Origin of the sequence: Niabella hirudinis, assembly GCF_051201075.1 — a bacterium.
Taxonomy (GTDB): Bacteria; Bacteroidota; Bacteroidia; order Chitinophagales; family Chitinophagaceae; genus Niabella; species Niabella hirudinis.
In genome coordinates, this window is the sequence record NZ_JBPEHJ010000005.1 from 210,953 (window position 1) to 233,437 (window position 22,485).

Genomic DNA, 22,485 nt, shown 5'->3' on the forward strand with positions numbered 1-22,485 from the left:
CGCCACCTCAGTCCCATTTTTTAAAAAAGGCGACTTCTCAAATGGTACAGGAACATCCCTGCAAATATAACAGTAACAATGTTCACAGCGAAAATTCCGCCTAAATTCGTACTTTAACATCTTATTTCCCAAACATGAAGATCCGATACCGATCGCTTGATGTTTTCAGGGGCGCTACCGTTTGCCTCATGATCCTGGTAAACAACCCGGGCAGCTGGGCTCATATTTACGCGCCGCTGGAGCATGCTCCCTGGCATGGGCTTACCCCTACCGACCTGGTGTTCCCGTTTTTTTTATTTGCTGTGGGAAACGCCCTTTCTTTTGTAATTCCCCGGCTGCAGGAGGCGGGGCCTGCCGTATTCTGGAAAAAAGTAATCAAGAGGACCCTGATGATCTTTGGGATCGGGCTCTTCCTGAACTGGTATCCTTTTTTACGCTGGAATGAAGGCACCCTGGAATGGATTCCCTGGATTTCCGGACCGGAAAAAGGCGTGCGGATCTTTGGCGTATTACAACGCATCGCCGTTTGTTATTTTTTTGCCTCCGTTATCGCCTATTACCTGAAACCCCGGGCGGCCGCCCTGCTTTCTGTAATATTACTGCTCCTGTACTGGGCCATTTGCATCATTGGCAACCCGGCCGACCCTTATAGCCTGGCCGGCTGGTTTGGTACCGAAAAAGTAGATAAAATCATTTTGCATACCGCCCACTTGTATAAAGGCGAAGGGGTCCCGTTTGACCCCGAGGGTATTGCCAGCACGCTGCCGGCCATTGTTCAGGTGGTATTGGGCTATTTTGTGGGCATGTATATCCGCAACAGCAGCGCCGGCATCCCGGCAGACCTTGATAAAAACAGCCCGGCCAACCCTATGTATAAGATGCTGACCGGACTTTTTGTGGCGGGTATGGCATTACTGCTAACGGGCTTTTGCTGGGATATGGCCTTTCCCATCAATAAGAAAATATGGACCAGCTCCTACACCATATACACCACCGGGCTGGCAACCGTTACCATTGCCACCATGATCTATTTTATCGAAATAAGAAAAAAAACGGGCTTCCCCGGCCGTTTTTTCGAGGTTTTTGGCAAAAACCCCCTGTTTATTTTTGCATTGAGCGCTTTTCTTCCCAAAACGGCCGGCCTCTTTAAAACAGCAGATGGGGTTACCCCCTGGAACTGGCTCTACACAAGGGTGCTGATCCATACACCGGGCGCTAAAGAAAACGGATCGCTTTTATACGCCCTCTGTGTTATTCTTTTTATGTGGGCTATTTGCTACTGGCTGGATAAGAAGAAGATATATATAAAAGTTTGAGGTACAAATTTTGGAATTTGAAAATTTGAAGATGTGGAAATGAGGGAATGGGTCTTCGGTGCATTTGCTCCTGGTTCTTTGAACAGGAATCCAATAACTCATGGAGTTAAAAACCAGATCCGGCTTAATACTGAGAGCCTGCTGTTTTACTCACATTGAAAGTCAGTCGTTTTGCCTGGATACATTGAAAATACTGCAAACAAAATACCGCTCATCACTCAAAATCCCTGCACTAAACGGCGACAAAACCTGAAATTCCTGAAACTGAAACTTGAAATCTCAATACACGAAGCCCCCGGTTAATATTGAATCCCAACCCTCAAACAAGAAACGATGAACGGCTCATGGAGAATAAAACCGGATCCAACGTAAAACCTTAAACCTTGAACTTTAAACCATAATATGAAGAACCCGTTAGCAATGATTACCGGTGCGCTGCACCTTTATTACCCGTATTGTTGTTTACTAACAGGATCAGCGCTGCGCTGCAGCTCCCAGGGCAAAAATTAACCTGACGCGCATTGGAGACCACGGCTTGTCGCCCTGATTCGTGTCTCCACGAATCAGAAAAATGTAATGCACCCGGTAGCACCCTGTCTGAAGAACCTATCTCAAAAGAACCTATTTTTGCGGCGGATCCAATTTGTCCGCTCAATATTTATCATGATTTTTTTAAAACCCGGGAAAATAAATACGTCATTCCCCCTAAAAAGAGGCTTCACTGCATTTTTTGCCGTCCTGCTGATCGTTTCCTGTACACAAAACAATGTAAAGCAAGACAATTCGCTAAAAAAATATTTTGAAGAGAACCAGCTTACCGGCAGTTTTGCTCTGCTGAACAACGGTACGGGCGATTTTACCGTATACAATCTTGCCCGGTACCGGGATAGTGCCTACCTGCCGGCCAGCACGTTTAAAATTGTCAACTCCCTTATCGGGCTCCAGACGGGGATCATCTCCAGCGATAGTATGGTCATTCCCTGGGATGGGGTTCAGCGTCCGGTTCCGGAATGGAATAAGGATCTGAACATGTACCAGGCCTTCCGGGTTTCTGCTGTGCCTTATTACCAGGAGGTAGCGCGGCGCACCGGCAGCGAAAAAATGCAGTACTGGCTCGACTCGCTTCATTATGGAGCAGGGAAAAAAGATACCCTCTTTAAGATCCATTCTGCAATTGATACTTTTTGGCTGGATAATACCTTGAAAATCACCCCCGATGAAAATCTGGGGCTGGTAAAGAAACTGTATTTTAATGAACTCCCCTTCTTTAAGCTTTACCAGGAGAAGGTAAAACACGCCATGCTTTTTGAAGATAACGCCAATTACAAACTGGCCTATAAAACCGGCTGGGGCGCTACCGAAAAGCAACATGCCCTGGGCTGGATTGTTGGCTGGATCGAAGAAAACCGGCATCCTTATTTCTTTGTGCTGAACGTTGAATCGGCCGACCCGCATTACGATATGTCTACCGTGCGCCTGAAGATGCTCAAAGATATTTTAAAGCAGCTCGGATTTTTTGAGGGGAAAATGTAAACGAATTTGAAAATTTGAAAATGTGGGAATGTGAGAATCCCGCGGAGCGGGACAGGTTGTGGAAATGGGAAAATGAAGGTCCGTTGTTACCCGATGATCTTTCCTCCGATTGACAATCCATTGGAGCAGGAAGGCGAATGAGTGAATAGGCAATAGGCAATGGATCATCGGGCAGGAAACGGATCCAACGTGAAACCTGAAACCTGAAAATGTCTATCGTCTAATATCTAACATCCAGTATCCAGCATCCAGCATCCAGTATCCAGTATCCAGCATCCAGTATCTATCATCTAATATCTAACGTCTTACCTCAGGCAGAAACGAAAACCCAACGTTAAACCTGGAACTTATCAGATTGTTAACGTTTAAACCCGGTGAGCTTGTTAACTTTACGAAGTCAATGAAGTTTGAATTCCAATACATTTATTTTATCTGGCTGAGCGCGGGTGTACTGCTGTTCGTGTTCCTGTTTTCACTTGTAAAAAGGTGGAAAAAGCGCACCATTAACAAGATTGGGGAACCGGCGCTTGTAAAATCGATGATCCGCGGATACAGCCCGTTCCGCTTTAACCTGAAGTTTTTTTTACTATGCCTGGCCTTCTTAATGGGCGTACTGTGTACCATGAGCCTGCGTAAACCGGGGGGCAGCGATGGTATTAAAAGGGAAGGCATTGACGTGGTATTTGCCCTGGACCTGAGTAAAAGCATGCTGGCGCAGGATGTAAAGCCCAGCAGGTTGCTGCTGGCCAAACAATTCATCAGTAAAATGATGGATGCCATGCCCAATAACCGGATCGGGCTGGTTTGGTTTGCCGGAAAAGCCTATATCCAGATGCCCATCAGCGCCGATCACAGCTCGGCACAAATGTATGTGAATGATGCCTCACCCGATGTAGTACCTGTAAAGGGCACGGTAATTGGCGATGCACTGGAGGAAAGCCTCCGCTCCTTCGGCGAAAGAGAGGCCAAATATAAAGCCGTGATCCTGATCTCCGATGGCGAAGATCACGATGAAAAGGCACTGGAACTTTCAAAAGACATGCAAAAGCGGGGACTGATGGTGAGCACCGTGGGTATCGGTTCGCCCGAAGGTACATTTATACCCGATGATTCTACCGGGGGCAATAAGCTGGACCCCCAAACGGGCCAGCCCATCGTATCAAAACTTAACCAGAAGGAGCTGGAGCAGATAGCCGGCAATACCAACGGGGTTTACGTGCATTTGACAGATATTGACGCTGCCGTTAAAAAGATTAACCAGCAGCTGTCGCAGATCGACAAAAAAGTAACGGGCGATATCAACCTGATGAGCTTTTCTTATTACTTCTGGGTATTTGCCGCAGCCATGGTCCTGCTCCTTGTTATTGAGCAATTGCTCCCCGAAGGCAAAAGATTAAAAACATCAACATGAAACCGCATTTTATATTCCTGTTTAACCTTATAGCGCTTCCCCTCCTGGCACAGGACGGAAGCGGCTTTATAAAAAAGGGAAACGATTACTACAAAGAAGGCAAAATGGATGATGCGGTAAAGGCTTATGACAAGGCGACTACCGGACCGCACCAATACGTGGCGTTGCTCAATAAAGGCAATGCTTTATACCGTTTAAAAAAATATGCGGACGCTATAAAGACCTATACGCAGGCTACGGCATTGGCCAACACGGATGCAGGATTGCGCTCCGCAGCCTTTTACAATACCGGCGTGGTATACTCCAATCAAAACAAGCTGGAAGAAAGTATTGAAGCCTATAAAAATGCATTGCGTCTGAACAGCAATGACCTGAAAGCACGTGAAAACCTTCAGAAGGCATTGCTCGAAAAGAAAAAGCAAAGCGGCGGCGGCGGCGGACAAAACAAAAAGGAGGAGTCTCCCAAACAGTCAAAATCACGGCTCAATCAAAACCAGGCACAGAACCAGCTGGACAAACTGGAAAATAAAGAAAAGAACACCCAGCAGCGGATCTCCGAAGATAAGTCGCAATACGGCACCAGCAGGGAAAAGGATTGGTGATTCAGGTCTGTTTCATGTTTGAGGTTTCACGTTTGAAGTTAGCTACTGTTTTACGCTTGATGTGAGGTTGCAACCCCGAAGTTTCGCATGTGCGTCAAGTTCATTTTGCCCCCCGGAAGCCGCAGCGCAGCGCTGATCCTGTTAGTAAGCAACCATACGAGCGATAAAGGTGCAGCGCACCGGTAATCATTGCGGGTAGTACAAGCCCGGTGTATGAAATTATCGCCGCGCTGCGGCTACGGGCAGTTTTGGCCGCTCATAGTTATAAGGGTTAACGGCGCGCTGCGCCTGTTTGCTATTAAAAGATAAGATCTTTTTGGTCTGAAAGGCCTGCCCATACTGCATTTCCACATTCTCAAATTTTCAAATTCTCACATTTCCCCCGACTATCGTATAACCAACGGCTTTGCAAACTTTTCAACCTCCGCAGACAGCATTTTTTCGAATCCCTGCCTGGTAGCAAAAGCCTGATCTGTCATTTGCCAGCCCACATAATAACGGTATACGATTGGCTGACGGGCCGATGCCTTCAGATCTATCGTGAACACATTGGTAACGTCTGCATCCGGAGAACTGATATGGCCGAAGCCTTTTACATTTTTTGCGGGCGCCAGGATAGCGAGCCCCAGTTGATCTTTGTTCTCGCTTTGCTGATCACAGGTATACAGGCCCGCAATTCCCTGGCGGTTGATCTGATGATCCTGCCGGCTGTAAAAATCAATTGTACCGGTTACCAGTGATGCGTTTGCCGGTATGCTGCTGAAGGTGACCTTGTTTTCAAAAAAGTACTGACCGCCCCAAATGCTGATCTGCTCTTTAACGGTAATGGGAGCTACGCCGGGCAGGTATTGCCAGTTATTGTAAACCAACTCAAAAATGGCGCGCAACGGTCCGCTGGCTATTTGCTTATAAACGAGCTGTTGTACATTGCGGCCAAACCGGACAAGGGAATCTTTTCCGTTGGTTTTTACGCGGAGCGCAAGTGCGCCGGCTCCCAGCGATTTTCCAACTTTGAGGATATCCATACCCCAGCTGGATAAATTATGATAACTGATTTCCGGGTTGGCACCTACTTCATCCAACACCATGTACGGCACCCGTTTTCCCCAGATATCATTTGAATTTCTTGTATCAAAATATTTCCGGAATCCCACTTTATCATTTTCCCAGGCCGGACCCTCTGTGAGGTAAGGGGGCAATTTTTGTTTTGAAAAATCTGTTGGCAGGTTATTATAAGGCATCGTATCCCGCTCTATATTATTCCCGAAACTATTATCCGGCAACCGGTGTTTTTGCCGCACATAGCTGCGGACAACGGCTTTGATGGCCGCAGGATGCTCACTGGCGGCCACAGAAAGCAGTTTTTTTTGTTTGGGCGCCAGGTTCAGCAATAATACCGCTTCATCCCAAACGCCATCGCCATCCATATCGTCAAACTGAACCAGCTGCGGGATATTTTTATCCGTTACAATAATATACTGATGCTCACTTAATGCCGGCAGCTTCTTTTTGAGCCATGCTCTTTTTAACACCACTAAGGCATCTTTTCGCGCTAAAGCGGAGGGGTTGATGACCCCGATGGTTTTCGGTTGTGCAAAAACGACTGCTCCCAGCCCAACGGCTACTGCTAAAAAAAACACTTTCATAAGCGGAGGTTATTGGGGCAATGCCTTTACGGCCTGGCGGGCAATCAGCAGCCACTTGCTGCCTGCTTTTGTCCAAACGGTCATTATTTTTAAGGTGGTGTGCCCCGGCTGCTGATTGTCGTTGGTATCTGCATCCAGCAGGTGGCGCACAATAGCCGTGTTGTTTACAAAATAGATCGTCTGATCTTTGATATCAATTTTTGTAAAATCGCTGGCACCGGTTTTGAACGATGCTAAAAACTCCGCTTTATCCTGCACTTTGCCGCTGGAATGACCATAGGTCAGTTTCGGCGATGCCAATGCGCTTAAAACGGGTACATCACTATCTAACATCGCCCGGGTAAGCTTTTTTACAGCGGCCTCTACCTGTTGCGTATTTTTTCCCTGGGCCGCTAAACGCATTCCGGGAACAAGGGTAACGAATAATAAAAAAGCAAAAAATCGTTTCTGCATAATGATCACTATTTAACCCCAAATATACCTGATAATTTTCCAAAACGAAAGTCCCTGCTATTTTAAAAACGCCTGGAGCGGACAACCTCAAGCCACCGGGTACTTTTTATACTGCGTCTATGCTATGGCTCAATGCGCCGGGCTTTACCCCATGAGCACCGCATTGCGTAAAAATGTTATGCCCCTGTATCATTTGTAACCGGGCTATCTTTGACCTATGAAAAAGCCCTCCTTTTTGTTATACCTGGCGGCATTGCTGATATTGGGTTCCTGTGCTTCTTCAAAAAAGAGTTCCCATTCAAACCTGTTGACGAACGCTCCGGACGGCACGGCAACGCCCCATGAAGCCGCTGCACCCAAAGCGGCCCTTTCCATGAACCAGCCATTGGACATCAACCGGGAGGAGCTCGTTCGCTATGCAAAAACTTTTTTAGGTACCCCTTATAAGTACGGCGCCGCTGATCCGCAAAAAGGGTTCGACTGTTCGGGGTTCCTTTACTATCTCTTCCGGCATTACCATGTAAAGCCACCCCGCAGTTCTTACGACTATGAGCACGTAGGACAAACGGTAAGTATACAAAAAGCATTGCCCGGAGACCTGATCCTGTTCCGCGGTGAGCACAGCAGCAGGATCGGACATATCGGTATGATCACTTCTGGCAAGGAACCGCTCAGCTTTATTCATGCTGCCGGAAGCGGTACCGGCGTCATCATCAGCACATTTTCCGGCTATTATAAAAGGCAGTTCGTAAAGGTCATACGGGTACTGCAATAAGGAAACCCCTTGTCAATACAGGGCTCCTTTCTGCGATCGGTTTCTGCCATTGCCGCGGGCCAGGTTTGTGTCTTCATAAATCGTTTAAGAAGCACAGCCATTTTAACAAAATAGATACCGGTCTATTTTAAACAGCTTTTACATCAAAAAAAGGCTGTATCGAAAGCCTCTATTTTGTCATACTGTCCCGATGGCGATCGCATGTGCCTCAAGTTAGCATGCAAACTGTACCCGCCGCATAGCGGCGATGAATATTGTAAGAGCGGGTTTTAACCCGTCTCGCCATCCTGGCGAAGGGTTGAGAGCCATCAGCCCGAAACATCTGCCGTGCCTATGGCACTCACATCTGCCTTTTCGTTGCTAACGTTGCGCTGAAGCACGACGTTCTAAAACCGATCCGGGGCTATGCTCCTCAAAGTCTTTAATAGCACAGATTTTCCGGCATGCTTACATCCCCTTAACCTGACGCCAATGGGATGGCGATCGGGATTGTTTCGGCATCTAATGATGATTGTTCGTCAATAGATGCTGAAACAAGAATAGATCCCGGGTCAAGCCCGGGATGACATCTTCGGGCCTGGGATGACATCTTCAGAACGACATCATGCTGTAAAGCGACTTTTGATACAGCCCCTGAATTAATATGAACGAACTGCAGCTCCTAACGGTCGATAGAGCCCAGTACTTTCTTTGAAAAAGTGTTCAATGCATCGGATTCCCGCATACCACTATTCACCAGTTCATGCACTTCAATAGCGCCACAGAGATTGGTGATCAGCTCGCCCGCCACATCCAGCTCTTCATCCTTTACATTCATCTCGCAAAAAGCTTCCAGCACCTCTACCGTGGCCTGCAGCTTCTCTGCCGGGGCCGCCTGGTATAACTTTCTAATTATTGGTAATTTCATTTGAATCTCTTTTTGTTGTCCTTTTAGTGGCCAAATGGAACTTATCAGGATAAAAATTTTCAGTGTGCTTATAACAACTGAAAACTTTTATATGAATGTTTCATTAAATAATTCGTTTAAAGATGCTGTCTGGTTGGTTTGCACCTGGTTTAATAAAGCGCCGTTTTTAAAGGCTGCAAAAGTAGGCAGGTTATCTACTTTTGCCAGCTTACGGGATTCCGGCAGCTTTTCGGCGTCTACATAGATGAATGCAACGGCTTCATTTTCACTTGCCAGTTTTTTGAACTTGGGTTTCATAATCCGGCAATTGCCGCACCACCCGGCACCATACTGTACCATTACCTTTTCATTATCTGCAACCAGCTGCTGCAAATTATCTTCACTTAATTCTACGTACATACTCTTTTTTTCTAATTGTGACTAAAATAGGCAGCCACCCCTTCGCGGTCTGCATGCATGGCTTCTTTTCCTTCTTCCCAGTTAGCGGGGCAAACTTCACCATGTTGTTGTACATGCGTATAGGCGTCAATTAAACGGAGGTACTCCTGAACATTGCGGCCCAGCGGCATATCATTTACGCTCTCATGAAAGACCTTACCATCCTCATCGATAAGGTACGTTGCACGGTAGCTCACATTCGATCCGCTCAGCTTCACTTCACCCGTTGCTTCGTTTACATCATAATCTGCATCCAGGATACCCAGTTCTCCCGCCAGGTAGCGATGCGTATCTGCAAGGATGGGATACGTAACGCCTTCGATACCACCGTTATCTTTGGGGGTGTTTAACCAGGCAAAATGCACTTCTGCCGTATCACAGGAAGCGCCGATGATCAGCGTATTTCTCTTTTCAAACTCCTGGATGGCCTGCTGAAAGGCGTGTAACTCTGTGGGGCAAACAAAGGTGAAATCCTTTGGGTACCAGAACAGCAGTACTTTCTTTTTGTTTTCAACGGCCTCTTTATACACATCGATCTTCAAATTATCTCCCATATCCGACATCGCATCAATGGCCACACTGGGGAACTTCTTTCCTACTAATGACATAGTTTTTATTTTAAAAAATTTATGAAATATGATTGTGTGCTTTTCAATTGCGGTGCAAAGGTATCACAAAAACCAGGGCCCGTCAAATGATAGTATCTATGAACCATAGATAAAATCTATAACTTTGAACATACTATAGATATGTAAAATAACGCCCTGCATACAAAGAGGCTGCTGTTAGCCGCAGCGCGGCGGGAATTTTTTTTTTTGGGGGGGTGGTTTATATTACCGGTGCGCTGCACCTTCATTCATTCCTATGTTCTCGTTGCTAATAAGAGTAACGCTGCACTGCAGCTTTCGTGTTAGCAAAATTAACCTGACACCCATGCAAACCTTCGGGATTGTTTCGGCATCTAAAGATGATTGTTCGTCAATAGATGCTGAAACAAGAATAGATCCCGGGTCAAGCCCGGGATGACATCTTCAGAACGACATCATGCTGTAAAGCGACTTTTGAGGCGGCATCTTTTCCAGATCCGTTCAGTACTACCAGCGGGCCACTACCGTAACGCCGCCCACGGCCACATCGCCAATCTTTACATTAATTTTGGCATCCAGCGGTAATAACAGGTCTACCCTTGATCCAAATTTGATAAATCCCATTTCATCATTCTGTTTTACGCTTTGGCCTACCTGGTTGTAGTTGACGATCCGCTTTGCCAGTGCGCCGGCAATTTGTTTAGTGAGCACTTCCTTACCATTATGGTGCCGGTATACATTGGAATGCCGCTCGTTTTCCGTAGAGGATTTGGGATGCCAGGCCACCAAATATTTCCCTTTGTGATATTGATTGTACACGATGGTTCCATTAACCGGGTTCCGGTTTACATGCACATTCAGCGGGCTCATAAAAATAGAAACCTGGATCCGGCGGTCTTTAAAATATTCATCCGCCTCCACTTCCTCAATTACTACAACTTTACCATCACAGGGCGCAATAACTGCAGCATCATCTGCGGTATAGTTCCGGCTGGGGATCCGGAAAAATGAGATGATCAGTCCGAACACGATCACCAGGGCTATTTCCAGTATCCAGAAAATAACCGGATAGGCAGGGCACAGGAAGTAGCAGAATACAAAACTTATGATCAAAAAAAGAAGCGTGCTGATGGCAATAGTGGCCTTCCCCTCCTTGTGTAGTGTCATTTGCTTTTATTTAGGCGGCAAAATTACGCAAAACCCGCGGCTTTGTGAATCAAATTGATGCATATTCTCAACAGGTACATTTTTTGCGTGCACCAATACCGGGGCTGAGAGCCGGGTTGTGACATTTATTTTGTGTCAAAGGAAAAAATTGCCACAGATTTTTTGCCACAAATCCCCGTGTCTGAGCCAGGCTTTTTTAAGTCCGGCCTCTTCAAAACCGGCAGAAAACCATCTGTGCTGCAGTATCTACCACCTGTGACACTTCGCGCATCTTATTGAAAATGAATATCCGGCTCTGCTGATTTTTAAATATACAAAACCCGGGTATCTTTTATGGTATTGCATATCCATCTAAAGCAAAGCTTCCCCGCCTATAACCGCCCGCAGTACAAAGAATAACTGCAGGCGGCATAATAACGCTTTTTTAACAGTTGGGCAGGCCCGCGTGCAGCCCGTTGTTACTACTCCAGCACCTGGAAGGTGATCGGCTGTTTCCGGTAGGCTTTTACCATACTCCCGTTCTGCACGGCGGGTTTCCATTTTCCCGATTTTTTGATCACCCGGATCGCTTCTCTTCCCATACCAAAGCCCGGGTCTTTCACAATCTGTATATCACTAACCGCTCCATTTACATCTACGACAAACTGAACAAGAACCTGGTAGTTACCGGCGGCGGCACCATTGTCAACCGGCACTTCGCCTCTCAGGTTGGTTGTAAGAAACCGGGTCCAGTCGCCATCGTACTCCGCTTCCTTTTCTACTTTTGTAAATGGCAGGTTATCTTTCTCAACAGATTTTATTTCGAGGATTCCCTTGCCATCGGGCACACCTGCGGGTGGCACTGCAATATCCCCCAGCCGATCGCCCTTCACATTTTCCAAACCGATTTTTACATCCGCCAGGTCATCCTGCGCCGGCGGAGATGTTATTACTTCCTCATCCGGAGCAATCTTCGGGATCACAAACTTTGCCGTTTCTATTTTTTGGGGCTCCGGCAACTTGGGTGGCTCCGGCGCTGGCAGGGGTTCTTTCCTGGGCTCCGTTATTTCTGTGATCTCAATGGGCCCGGAAAGTATCGGGGCCATTATTCTTTTGGGCTCATTTGCCTTCAAAGCGGTAGCCCCCATAAATACAGCAATTATTAAGCCCGTTGCCCCCAGGGCTTTTATCAATCGCCGGTTATAGGTGTTGCGCAGCTCGTAGGCACCATAAGCCTTGTTTCTGCCGTCAAATAAAATATCCAGTAAGGAGGCAGAAAGAATTTTTGTTGTTTCCATAATTTATTGTTTTAGTTATTTAAAGACATAAGGGGCCCTGTTGCTGCAGCGGGCTTCAGCAATACGATTCACGATCCTGTACAAATCAATCAGGGAATATATTTCAGTTCATGGGGTTCTGGTTTTACCAATGCATAACGTGCAATCTTATTAATGATCATCTCGTCCAGCACCTTTACAACCGTTTTATAGTCGGCGTTCTCACCGGGTTTGATCATGACCATCAGTTTGTGTTGCCGGCAATCTTCCGGCGAACGCTTTTCAGCGATGGCTTTTGCTTCACAGGCCGCATCCGGTATATACTGCGCCATCACTTCTTTCTTTTTGCGCATCAATGTGGCCCTCAATTGCGCTGGTGTAACGCTGTACAGGTTTGTTCCATCCGGTTTCAGTTTGTCTTCATAGCAGGCAACGGCCCCGTTGTTTCCGATCAGTACTGTTAATGCGCCGGTAGCGGCAACACCGGTTGGCGGACCGTCTTTAGGCATAAACAGGTTCATGGTAGCAGGATCACTCATTGCTGAGGTATAGATAAAAAAAGTGATCAGCAGAAACCCCAGATCCACCATGGGTGTCATATCTATTTTCAGATAAACATGCCGGAAAGCCACACCCCTCCTGTGTTTTCGGGCGACCGGCATTGTTGCGGTTTCCATGCCATTCATAGTAAATATGTTTACCTATTAGATCAGCTTCGCCGTTAATTCCATAAAATTTTTATCCGCCTTTTTCGAAAAGCTATCTTTGAGTAAAAAGCATGAGACGGTACTTTGAAGATGTTGTTTATGAAAAAGCGGATCTCCAAACGGCGTTCCACTACTCGATAGATCCCGGCAAGAACCGGATCAAAAAGGCGCTCTTTAGCCTGCCGCATATCACCGGCCTCCTGCACCAGTATGATATCGTGATCAAATAAATGGGGGTTGTTGCCGCAGAGGCACTGAAATACTGAATACTTTTTTATAGCCACAGAGATTCTGAGATTCTGCGTATTAAACACGATAGCAACGGGCGACAATGTTGCTGAATACCTTTGCTGAGCCTGCGTGGGATTTAACCGCAAAGCCCGCGGGGCGGGGATCCGCAATGATCGCCATGGGGCGCATCGGGTGCCTTCCCGCATTCTGTTGTAAAAGTTCAGCCAAAAAAATCTGTGTTCCGAACATTCGGAACTGTGCCTGTGGCAACATCCTACTTACCCGTCCAGGTATTGTTGGAACGATCCCAGTCGAGGATTTTTTTATCAGGATCGATGGTTACTTCCATGATCTGCGTGGTGGTGGTCACATTAAACGTATATGAGCCGCCGCGCTGCCATATTTCTACCGGAAGCTGTATGATTTGCTGTTTGCCGTTGTGCTCCTTTACCAGGATGGTTACCGGCATGGGCATCTGTTCCAGGTTTTCAATGGTGATCTGTGCGCCGTTTGCGGGCACGCTGTTATTATATTTTACGCTGCGTACCGATTGATCGATCTTCCAGTTGTTGAATACCCATCCCCGCCAGAACCAGGCCAGGTCTTCTCCGCCTACATTCTCCATCGTGCGGAAAAAATCCCAGGGCGTGGGATGCCGGAAGGCCCACCGGCTGATGTACTCCCGGAAAGCGGCATCAAAACGCTTTTCGCCCAGTACCACATTTCTCAAAGCCTGTAGCATCAGCGATGGTTTAAAATAAGCGGTGTTGCCAAGGTTTGCCTGCTGTACCACATCCGGTGCGGTCATTAAAATATCGCCCTTGTCGCTGAAGACCGATTTTACGGTTTCATCGATTGCGGGATCATCAAAATAGCTTTGTTTTTTAAACTCCCCGTTATTAAAAGCGGCGCTTGACAAACCATTGATAAAGGTATTAAAACCTTCGTCCATCCAGGCATATTTGCGTTCGTTGCTGCCAACGATCATGGGAAACCAGGTATGGCCGAATTCATGATCTGTTACACCCCACAGGCCTTTTCCTTTAGACTTATAGCTGCAGAACACAATGCCGGGGTATTCCATTCCACCCACAATACCCGCCACATTGGTGGCTGCGGGATAAGGGAACCCGAACAAATGTTTTGAATAAAATTCGATACACCCCTTTACCATTTCTGTACTGCGCTGCCAGCCATCCGCGCCGATGCTTTCCACGGGATAGGCGCTGAGGGCCATTGATTTTTTACCCTCCGGGAGATCGATCTTTGCACCATCCAGCACAAAAGCATTGGACGCACCCCAGGCAACATCCCTCGTATTCTGAATTTTAAACCGCCAGGTTGTGGTCCCCTTTTTAGTGCTGATTCCGCTTTTACCAATCTCTTCTGCACCCCGGATCAGCACGGTTTTATTGCTGAGTTTTGCTGCAGCATACCGCCGGGCCTCTTCCGGCGTAAAACATTCCGCAGGATTCAACAACTCCCCCGACCCTACTACAATCATATTTGCCGGGGCCGTAACGCTAAAGCTGATATCTCCATATTCGAGATAAAATTCGCCCTGCCCCAGATAGGGCAGTACATTCCAGCCCTGAATATCGTCATACACGGCCATGCGCGGGAACCATTGTGCAATTTCATAGATCCAGCCGTTCCGGGTATCCATTCTTCCCATACGGTCGCTTCCATATTCCGGCACCACAAAGGAATATTCGATGGTCAGTTTCAGTTTTCCACCGGCTGCCTTCAGCGGATTGCTGAGCCATACCTGGGTACGGGTGTCGGAGGTGGTATATTCCGGTGTATATTTTTTTCCGCCCTCTTCAATGACCATTGATTTGATGACATCTCCTTCGGTAAACATCGTATTGGCCCAACGCCCTCCGGAGGCGGTAGTGGTAGCCGATGCCCGGGAGTCTTTACGATAGTTGTTCTGATCGGTCTGCAGCCAGAGAAACTTCATGGCATCGGGGCTGTTATTGGTGTAAGTGATCTCCGCCTTTGCCGTAACAATATGGCCGGCCGTATCCAGGGTACTTGCTATATTATAATCAGCTCGGTTTTGCCAGTACCGGGGGCCCGGTTCGCCCGAGGCGCTCCTGTATTCATTTCCTGCTGAGGGGTAAAACAGGGGGGCAAAGGCCTCCGCAGCATTGTACTTTGATTGCGCCCAAACAGAAACAGCTATGATTGTAAAAATTGCCAGCAGGCAGCTCTTCTTCATATATAATTATTTACCGGATGAAAACAGCAAAGTAATTAGTCTTTTGCCATTTGCGCAAGCAAAATATGACAAACCGCTCCAGGATGGTACAAAAGGCGAAGATCAGGCATGTGTTAAAGATACAGAAACCTTATAGGTCTGGAGCGGCCGGCGGGGCCGGGCTATTGGTTTACCAGCTTCATGGATCCTTCGCTATAGCGGGCGCCGGTATGCGGATATTTTTTTACCAATGTTTGAATGGCTTCCAATTCACCTGCTGTTAAACCGATTTCGACAGCACCTGCGTTCTCCTCCAGGTATTTTCTTTTCTTGGTTCCCGGGATGGGGATCAGATCGTTTCCCTGCGCCAGCACCCAGGCCAGGGCCAGCTGTGCCGGGGTGCAGCTTTTATCCTTTGCCAACGCAGCAAATTCCTGTACCAGCCGGTTATTGTTGTCTGCAACATCCTCCTGGTAACGCGGCAGGGTTCTTCTAAAGTCATTGTCTGCCAGTGCGGCTGTATCCAGTGTATTGGTCACCAATCCTCTTGCCAGCGGCGAATAGGGCACCAGGCTGATTCCCAGCTCGCGCACGGTGTCCAGAATATTTCCTTCCACATCTCTCGACAGCAGCGAGTATTCGCTCTGCAACGCCACTATCGGGTGCACCGCATGCGCCTTCCGGATAGAGGTCACAGAGGCTTCACTGAGCCCCAGGTAACGGACCTTGCCCTGTTTTACCAGGTCGGCCATGGCACCCACCATTTCTTCTACCGGTACATTGGGGTCAATGCGATGCGCGTAGTACAGGTCAATGGTATCGATCTTTAGTCGCTGCAGGCTCTTATCCACGGCCTCCCGCACCCATTCCGGCCGGCCGTCAAAATACGTGCCTGCCGCGTTGCTGGGTCCGGCCACACCCCCTTTAAAACGAAACCCGAACTTGGTAGCAATAAATACTTTATCGCGATTAGGCACCAGTACCTTTGAGATCAGCTGCTCATTGGCGCCGCCGGCATACATATCTGCTGTGTCCCAGAAGTTAATACCCAGGTCCAGGGCTTTGTGTAAAGTAGCAATGCTCTCGGCATCATCGGTGGGGCCGTAGGCAAAGCTCATACCCATACAACCCAACCCGATCGCGGAAAGGCGCTCCCCTGTTGCTCCTAATTTTCTGTATTGCATGTTTTGTTGTTTAGATTGTGAGAAGTGAAAAGTTGGTTAGTGAAATGTTGGTTAGTGAAATGTTGTTAGTGAAATGTTGTTTGGTGAAATGTTGTTAGTGAGATGTGGGTTAGTGCGATGTGGATCGGCGATGGCGAACAGATGCCCGGGACGATAAACGGAGCCTGCCCAATCCATGCCGGAATTCTGCTCAGGCAGGCGTAGCAATGCGGCTTTTATTCCCCAATGGCAACCGGAACTGCCACAGCGGCGGCCTTAAGCCGGCTCCTTTTCTTTTTTTAATACGAACTGCAAAACCAGGAATGCAATAATGCCCATTACCAGGTAACCGTACCCCAATCCCTGCTGTGTTTGCGGATGCAATATCCCAACAATGGTATAGCTGGTAATGGCCGTGATAATAAAGTTGGCCCCACCGCTTAATCCGCTGGCAAGACCGGCCATTTGCGGAAACCTCCCCAGACAATACGCAAAATAATTATTGAAAATAAATCCGACACATACATGGATCAAAAAAGCAAAGAACAGCAAGGTATAAAGATTGTGCAGCCAAATTGCGGTACTGATCATGCCCAGCGTTGCTATCAATTGTGCAGTATTGGTTCTTCTTAATTTTGGTAAAAACGCTTTATTTAAACTGGCTTTACCCAGAAACCCACCGCACATCCAGGCTAACCCCATCACCAATGCGCCATAACCGGCTACCACGGAGGAGTAATGCATTTCATGCTCAATGATAAAGGCGCCGGCCAGGCCAAAGATCATGGTGGTGCCATAGCTGAGCCCGCAGATCAATAACCCGTAAGCAAACACCCGGCTGCGCATCATGTACCGGTAGTCCTGGAAAACCGCCCTCCAGTTAAAGCTCCTGTATACCGGTACCGTTTCGCCTGAAAAGGTCCATTCCAATACCAACATCAGCAAACCGTAACCGGCGAGTACATAGAAATTGGCCTGCCAGTTGAAATACTGCTGCAAATACCCGCCAATAAAGGGGGCGATTACCGGCGCGGAAGACCATACGATCGACATCAGGCTGAGATAGTGCCTGCGCTCTTCTCCTTCATATACATCTACAAAAAACGCCCGTTTGGCCACTATTATAAAACCCGTAGTGATCCCCTGCACGATCCGCATGGCATAAATCAGCTCGATCTGTTTTGTAAAAATGATGACGATATTGCTGACAATAAAAACAGCCAGGGAAACCAGGGTAAGGCGAAACCGCCCATAGCTGTCGATCAGGCTGCCGGTCACAAACTGTGCCAGGCCATAACTTACCAGAAACAGGCTCAGAGTAAGTTGTACCGATGCCTCCGGCTGATGCAATTCCAAGGCCATGTGCGGCATTGATGGAATATAAATATCCGTAATTAACCCCGACAAGGGAATCAGTAAAAACGCAACCAGTGTAGCTGCTTTTTTATTTTTTTGCGGCAACCTTCCGGAACCGGGCTGTTGCTGACGTGCTATCATGGACTGTGTAGGGAGCATACCAATTTCTTTTTCGCCAACAAAATTAAGAGGACTCCGTTACAGGCCGATTACTCCAATCAAACCATTACTTACGAAAATCAAACAATCGACTTCCGTACTGAGGCAGGGCTTTGCCCCGTCTTCTTTTTATAAAAATTGGTAAAATGCGCCGGGTATTCAAACCCCAGGCTATAGGCAATCTCAGAAATATTCCAGTCGGAATGCCGTAAAAGGGCCACCGCTTCTTTCAGGATCCGATCCGAAATATGTACGGAAGTTGTTTTACCGGTAACTTCTTTTACAGACCGGTTGAGATGGTTTACGTGTACCGACAGCTGATGTGCATAGTTTTGCGGAGCGCGCAGCTGCAATACCAGGTCGGGGGCATCAATGGGAAACTGACGTTCCAGTAAGTCCAGAAAAAGGTTGGTAATACGCGCACTGGCATTTACCGGTTTTTCAAATTTATCGGTAGCACACCATTTCATGGCTTCGTGGATAACCAGGTGCAGGTAGTTGCGGAGCATGCTGAATTTGTGCGTATAGTCCGAATGCATCTCCTGCTCCATCTTTCTGAAGATACCGCTGATCTCCGCCTGCTGTTGTTCATTTAAAAAATAAACCGGGCAGGCGCCGGCTTTGAACAGGGGCGACTCCTGCAAATTGGAGACACGTTCATCATGACGGATAAAATCCTCCGTAAACAGGCAAAACCAGCCGGCCTGTTCGGGAGATGCGGCTTCCCATGAATAAGGCACCAGCGGGTTGGAAAACATCAGCGCCGGCCGGTCGATAGCGATCCATTGATGGGCGTAATACAATTTACCGGTGCCGATGATATAGGACACTTTGTAAAAATCGCGTCTCGAATAGTTGGTATGGGGCGAGCAGGATGACCTGGGAAAGATATTAAAATGTCCCAGCCCCAGGCCTACATTGTGCAGCGATAATTTGGAGGTATTATGATTGATCCTTTTATAAAACGCTTCAATAGTTTCCGGTTTTTCCATAAACCAAAGTTACAGAAATCAAATAAATACTATTACGGTTATAGCCTTCCCTGTTTTTCGGGGAAAGTAGCGCCATAGTATGTGTGGCCCGTTTTACCAGTGGCGTTCTTCTTACAGACCGCCCTGCAGGCAGGCTGGAATCATGCAGCTATGCTTCAGGCGAACATTGCCTCCGCTATCGCCACGCTCTCGGGCTTGCCTACATCTACCCAGCGATCGTCTTTATGCTCCATCCCTTTTATGGTATTGGATTTTGCCAGGTGGAGGTAGAGATCAATCAACGAAAATTTGCCCGTAAAAGGAATATGGTCGAATACTTCATATTCAAAAGCCACTACACAATCATAAGCCAGGGGGCGCAACGAGGCAGCGGGTTTTGAGATCCGCTGCTCCCCTGTTGCAATATTCTGCCAGCCGCAGAGTGTATTTTCACCATCAAACAGCAGGTAGCGCGATGTTTTGCGGCGGCTTACGGTCATTGAGATCAACGGCTTTTGCTCATTGTGAAAAGCTATAAGTTCATCGATATCCAGGTCTGTAAGAATATCCGCATTGCAGGTTAAAAACGGTTCTCCCGGTGTAAAAAGCGCTTTTGCTTTTAAAAGGCCGCCGCCTGTTTCCAGTACGGCATCGGTTTCGTCGCTGATCAGTACCTCGCTGCCCCAGCCGTTGTTCTTTCTTACCGCCTCAATGATCTGGTCTGCAAAATGATGCACATTCACAATAACGCGGGTAATCCCATATTGCTGCAGGTATTCAATATTGCGCTGCAACAGGCTTTTTCCGTTAATAATGGCCAGCGCCTTCGGATGCTGGTTTGTCCAGGGCTTAAAGCGGGTACCCAGGCCGGCGCAGAAAATGAGGGCTTGCCGGCAAGGCCGGTGGCTTATAGTCAATGGTCCATGGTTCATAGTCATAGTCGTTTAACGATTACATCGCGGTTCTTAAGCTTGTAATCATTTTACAAAGAACCTCGTATTCATCATAATACTTTTGTTTTATCTCCTCAGTTATATAATTAAGCACCCTGGCCAAGAGTAAGCGCTGACCACTTCAACAGCAGAACGCAGGGAAAATCAAATTGTACGCTAAAACTATGCTAAGTGCCTCACCATGGACCATCGACCTTGGACTATCGCCCCGTATTGTCCCAATTCTTTGCATCCTGCACCCAATGATTAAGGTCTACTCTAACCTTAAATTTATTCTTCAGGTGGCGGGCCAGTGCATCGGCTGCATATACGCTGCGATGCTGGCCTCCGGTACAGCCGAAACTTACCATCAGGCTGTCAAATCCACGCTTTATAAAGTCCTCCACCGTAATATCCACCACATCAAAAACGCTGTGCAGAAATTCAGGCATTTTTGTTTGCTGCTCCAGGTATTGGATTACTTCTTTATCGCGCCCCGTTTGGACCTTCATACTTTCGATCCTGCCGGGGTTTAAGATTCCCCTGCAGTCGAATACAAAACCACCGCCATTGGCCTCATCTGCCACCGGAAGTCCTTTTTTAAACGAAAAGCTGGATACCTTTACCACCAGCGGCGTTTCCGCCGTTGCCTGAACGGGAGTAAACTGCTCAATGATCTCATCGGCGATGCATAGCTGCAATACTTTATCAAACTCGGGTACCGCAATGCCCATTGCGTTCTTTTGAAGAAAGGCGCGCAGGTTTCTTAATGCCAGCGGGATGCTGGTGAGGAAATGCGCCTTACGTTCAAACAATCCCCTGAACCCATAAGCACCCAGCACCTGCAGTAAGCGGATCAATACATACCCATTATACTGGCTTACAAAAGCCGTCCGGTTGAACGGCTTGCCCAGCAGAGGTTCCAGCGCATTCATGTAATCGACCAGCAGCTGCTCTTTCCAATCTTCAGAAAGATTGGCTCTTGCCTGCCAGAGCAGTGAAGCTACATCGTATTGGGGTGCGCCCTTCATACCGCCCTGGTAATCGATAAAGTGTACCGAACGATCTTCCATCACCTGGATGTTGCGGCTTTGGAAATCGCGCATCATAAAAAACTTATGATCCGTATGTGTAAGGTAGGTGCTCAACGCTTCAAAATCATCGATCAGCGCCTGCTTATCGTAGGGCTTACGCAATGCATCCAGGAAGTAATATTTAAAATACAGCAGATCCGCCATGATAGCTTGTTTCCCAAATTCCTTATTGGTCAGGCAGCGGTCATAATCCAGTCCCTGGTCTCCCAGCACCTGCACCCGGGCCAACGCCGCAAGGCTTGCCTTAAACAGTTCATATACCGGCGCCGTTTCCCCCTGCGCTTCAAGATGATTGATCAGCGATATGTTGCCATAATCATCCTGCAGGTAAAACGCCCTGTCGGCACTGATAGCCAGGATATTGGCCACCGGCAGCTGCTTATTCTGAAACTGTTCCGAAAAGTAAAAGAAGGATTCATTTTCTTTTATATTGGCGCCAAAAGTTCCGATAACGGATTTTCCGTTTTTCCAGATACGGAAATAACGGCGCTCGCTGCCCGCCTGTTGCAATACATCCACGGAGTCCGGCTCCTGCCCGCTCCATTGCTGGTACAAGTCGGTTATTTTTTCAATCTTATCCTGCATGCAACAAAAATAGCGTTTAGCAATCAGATTCTGTATTGTTGCCACTGAAGCCCGGTTCCGAACATCCGGAACACGGATTTTAAATACACACTCCGCAAAGACATCCTGAAACAAATTCTCACATTCTCACATTTTCAAATTTCCACATTATCCCTCGCCCTTTTTGTATCTTAGCAGGAAAGCATATTCTATGGCAGTAATATTACCGGTGGAAGGAAAATACCCGCAGATGGGCGCCAATTGTTTTGTAGCCCCCAATGCAACGGTTGTTGGTGATGTAACCGCAGGGGAGGCCTGCAGCTTCTGGTTCAATACCGTGGTAAGGGGCGATGTAAATTTTATACGTATCGGAAACAAAGTAAATATCCAGGACGGGGTGGTGATCCATTGTACCTACCAGAAATGCGGTACCACCATCGGTAACAATGTTTCCATCGGGCATAATGCCATTGTACACGGATGTACGATCCATGACAATGTGCTTGTAGGCATGGGCGCCATTATTATGGACAATGCGGTGGTACACAGCAATACCATTATTGCCGCCGGCGCCGTGGTGCTGGAAAATACCATTTGCAGCCCCGGCAGCATTTATGCCGGCACTCCGGCCAAAAAGATCAAAGACATTTCGCAGGAATTACTGAGCGGGGAAATAGACCGGATTGCCAACAATTATATCAAATACGCCGGCTGGTTTAAGGATGCCAACGAGGCTGATCAGTATTCAAAAAAATAATGGAAATTTTTGGGTGCCCGGCCGTGGGGCTGTTCATAGAAATTTCAATAAAGATGCAGTTGATGAAGGGAAAGTTTTGTTGAAATTATTCAAAGAGCAACTCCTATGACATGCCCAAAACAAATATCAGTCCTTATAGAACGAAGTCCCTCTTTTGTCGTTTACAAGTAGAAATTAAAACATTTCCAAAAAACCGGGCCAATGCGCCATCGATAACCCAAAATGGCCGGACCATTGAAGTAATGCCGCTGGCTGAT

General features: G+C 47.5%; 22 protein-coding genes. 7 read left to right on the forward strand and 15 right to left on the reverse strand.

Going from position 1 to position 22,485, the window contains the following annotated elements:
- Nucleotides 1-134 precede the first annotated feature (134 nt).
- The 4 genes from GGU45_RS11730 (at nucleotide 135) to GGU45_RS11745 (ending at nucleotide 4,862) form a co-directional block, all read left to right on the forward strand.
- The gene (locus tag GGU45_RS11730; protein ID WP_435224925.1) at nucleotides 135-1,316 is read left to right on the forward strand and encodes an acyltransferase family protein; all 1,182 of its coding nucleotides are present in this window, start codon (nucleotides 135-137) and stop codon (nucleotides 1,314-1,316) included.
- 663 nt (nucleotides 1,317-1,979) lie between these two features.
- Nucleotides 1,980-2,849: a penicillin-binding transpeptidase domain-containing protein gene (locus GGU45_RS11735; RefSeq protein ID WP_435224927.1), complete on the forward strand. Its 870-nt coding sequence runs from the start codon at nucleotides 1,980-1,982 to the stop codon at nucleotides 2,847-2,849.
- 400 nt (nucleotides 2,850-3,249) lie between these two features.
- The gene (locus tag GGU45_RS11740; RefSeq protein WP_435224929.1) at nucleotides 3,250-4,260 is read left to right on the forward strand and encodes a VWA domain-containing protein; all 1,011 of its coding nucleotides are present in this window, start codon (nucleotides 3,250-3,252) and stop codon (nucleotides 4,258-4,260) included.
- Nucleotides 4,257-4,862, forward strand: coding sequence for a tetratricopeptide repeat protein (locus GGU45_RS11745; protein ID WP_435224931.1), 606 nt, complete (start codon nucleotides 4,257-4,259; stop codon nucleotides 4,860-4,862). The genes GGU45_RS11740 and GGU45_RS11745 overlap by 4 nt, the downstream gene beginning before the upstream one ends.
- Nucleotides 4,863-5,081: 219 nt before the next feature.
- Here GGU45_RS11745 and GGU45_RS11750 read toward each other — a convergent pair whose 3' ends face one another.
- The 3 genes from GGU45_RS11750 to GGU45_RS11760 are packed head-to-tail and all read right to left on the reverse strand — an operon-like array spanning nucleotide 5,082 to nucleotide 6,961.
- Entirely contained in the window at nucleotides 5,082-5,213 is a 132-nt protein-coding gene (locus GGU45_RS11750) for a hypothetical protein (RefSeq protein WP_435224933.1), read from the reverse strand.
- Nucleotides 5,214-5,248: 35 nt separating this feature from the next.
- Entirely contained in the window at nucleotides 5,249-6,508 is a 1,260-nt protein-coding gene (locus GGU45_RS11755; protein WP_435224934.1) for a DUF4861 domain-containing protein, read from the reverse strand.
- Nucleotides 6,509-6,517: 9 nt separating this feature from the next.
- The gene (locus GGU45_RS11760; RefSeq protein ID WP_435224936.1) at nucleotides 6,518-6,961 is read right to left on the reverse strand and encodes a nuclear transport factor 2 family protein; all 444 of its coding nucleotides are present in this window, start codon (nucleotides 6,959-6,961) and stop codon (nucleotides 6,518-6,520) included.
- A 217-nt stretch (nucleotides 6,962-7,178) separates the two neighbouring features.
- Between GGU45_RS11760 and GGU45_RS11765 the strand changes: the two genes are divergently transcribed.
- Nucleotides 7,179-7,736, forward strand: a complete 558-nt coding sequence (locus GGU45_RS11765; protein WP_435224937.1) for a C40 family peptidase — start codon at nucleotides 7,179-7,181, stop codon at nucleotides 7,734-7,736.
- A 661-nt stretch (nucleotides 7,737-8,397) separates the two neighbouring features.
- Here the strand turns inward: GGU45_RS11765 and GGU45_RS11770 are convergent.
- From GGU45_RS11770 to GGU45_RS11795, 6 genes are all read right to left on the reverse strand, one after another.
- Nucleotides 8,398-8,643 (reverse strand): DUF6952 family protein, encoded by a 246-nt coding sequence (locus tag GGU45_RS11770; protein WP_090389503.1) that lies wholly within the window; start codon nucleotides 8,641-8,643, stop codon nucleotides 8,398-8,400.
- An 87-nt stretch (nucleotides 8,644-8,730) separates the two neighbouring features.
- On the reverse strand, nucleotides 8,731-9,042 hold the full coding sequence (locus GGU45_RS11775; RefSeq protein ID WP_435224939.1) for a thioredoxin family protein: 312 nt from the start codon (nucleotides 9,040-9,042) through the stop codon (nucleotides 8,731-8,733).
- A gap of 11 nt (nucleotides 9,043-9,053) precedes the next feature.
- Nucleotides 9,054-9,689, reverse strand: a complete 636-nt coding sequence (locus GGU45_RS11780) for a peroxiredoxin (RefSeq protein WP_435224941.1) — start codon at nucleotides 9,687-9,689, stop codon at nucleotides 9,054-9,056.
- A 486-nt stretch (nucleotides 9,690-10,175) separates the two neighbouring features.
- The gene (locus GGU45_RS11785) at nucleotides 10,176-10,835 is read right to left on the reverse strand and encodes a phosphatidylserine decarboxylase family protein (RefSeq protein WP_435224943.1); all 660 of its coding nucleotides are present in this window, start codon (nucleotides 10,833-10,835) and stop codon (nucleotides 10,176-10,178) included.
- 461 nt (nucleotides 10,836-11,296) lie between these two features.
- Nucleotides 11,297-12,112, reverse strand: coding sequence for an energy transducer TonB (locus tag GGU45_RS11790; RefSeq protein WP_435224945.1), 816 nt, complete (start codon nucleotides 12,110-12,112; stop codon nucleotides 11,297-11,299).
- 89 nt (nucleotides 12,113-12,201) lie between these two features.
- Nucleotides 12,202-12,777, reverse strand: coding sequence for an ExbD/TolR family protein (locus GGU45_RS11795; protein ID WP_435224946.1), 576 nt, complete (start codon nucleotides 12,775-12,777; stop codon nucleotides 12,202-12,204).
- 92 nt (nucleotides 12,778-12,869) lie between these two features.
- Between GGU45_RS11795 and GGU45_RS11800 the strand changes: the two genes are divergently transcribed.
- Complete coding sequence (locus GGU45_RS11800; RefSeq protein WP_435224947.1) at nucleotides 12,870-13,028, forward strand: hypothetical protein; 159 nt, start codon at nucleotides 12,870-12,872, stop codon at nucleotides 13,026-13,028.
- Nucleotides 13,029-13,303: 275 nt separating this feature from the next.
- On the opposite strand, the gene GGU45_RS11805 is transcribed toward GGU45_RS11800, so the two are convergent.
- From GGU45_RS11805 to GGU45_RS11830, 6 genes are all read right to left on the reverse strand, one after another.
- A complete protein-coding gene (locus tag GGU45_RS11805; RefSeq protein ID WP_435224949.1) occupies nucleotides 13,304-15,253 on the reverse strand; it encodes a M1 family metallopeptidase in 1,950 nt (649 codons plus the stop codon).
- A 161-nt stretch (nucleotides 15,254-15,414) separates the two neighbouring features.
- Nucleotides 15,415-16,416: an aldo/keto reductase gene (locus GGU45_RS11810; protein ID WP_435224950.1), complete on the reverse strand. Its 1,002-nt coding sequence runs from the start codon at nucleotides 16,414-16,416 to the stop codon at nucleotides 15,415-15,417.
- 255 nt (nucleotides 16,417-16,671) lie between these two features.
- Nucleotides 16,672-17,910 (reverse strand): multidrug effflux MFS transporter, encoded by a 1,239-nt coding sequence (locus GGU45_RS11815; RefSeq protein WP_435224951.1) that lies wholly within the window; start codon nucleotides 17,908-17,910, stop codon nucleotides 16,672-16,674.
- An 80-nt stretch (nucleotides 17,911-17,990) separates the two neighbouring features.
- A complete protein-coding gene (locus GGU45_RS11820) occupies nucleotides 17,991-18,902 on the reverse strand; it encodes a helix-turn-helix domain-containing protein (protein ID WP_435224952.1) in 912 nt (303 codons plus the stop codon).
- Nucleotides 18,903-19,057: 155 nt separating this feature from the next.
- Nucleotides 19,058-19,813 carry a nucleotidyltransferase family protein gene (locus GGU45_RS11825; RefSeq protein ID WP_435224954.1) on the reverse strand — a complete coding sequence of 252 codons (756 nt, stop codon included), beginning with the start codon at nucleotides 19,811-19,813 and terminating at the stop codon, nucleotides 19,058-19,060.
- A gap of 221 nt (nucleotides 19,814-20,034) precedes the next feature.
- Nucleotides 20,035-21,492: a RapZ C-terminal domain-containing protein gene (locus GGU45_RS11830; RefSeq protein WP_435224956.1), complete on the reverse strand. Its 1,458-nt coding sequence runs from the start codon at nucleotides 21,490-21,492 to the stop codon at nucleotides 20,035-20,037.
- A 190-nt stretch (nucleotides 21,493-21,682) separates the two neighbouring features.
- Here GGU45_RS11830 and GGU45_RS11835 point away from each other — a divergent pair, with 190 nt between their 5' ends.
- Nucleotides 21,683-22,228: a gamma carbonic anhydrase family protein gene (locus tag GGU45_RS11835; RefSeq protein WP_435224957.1), complete on the forward strand. Its 546-nt coding sequence runs from the start codon at nucleotides 21,683-21,685 to the stop codon at nucleotides 22,226-22,228.
- Nucleotides 22,229-22,485: the final 257 nt, after the last annotated feature.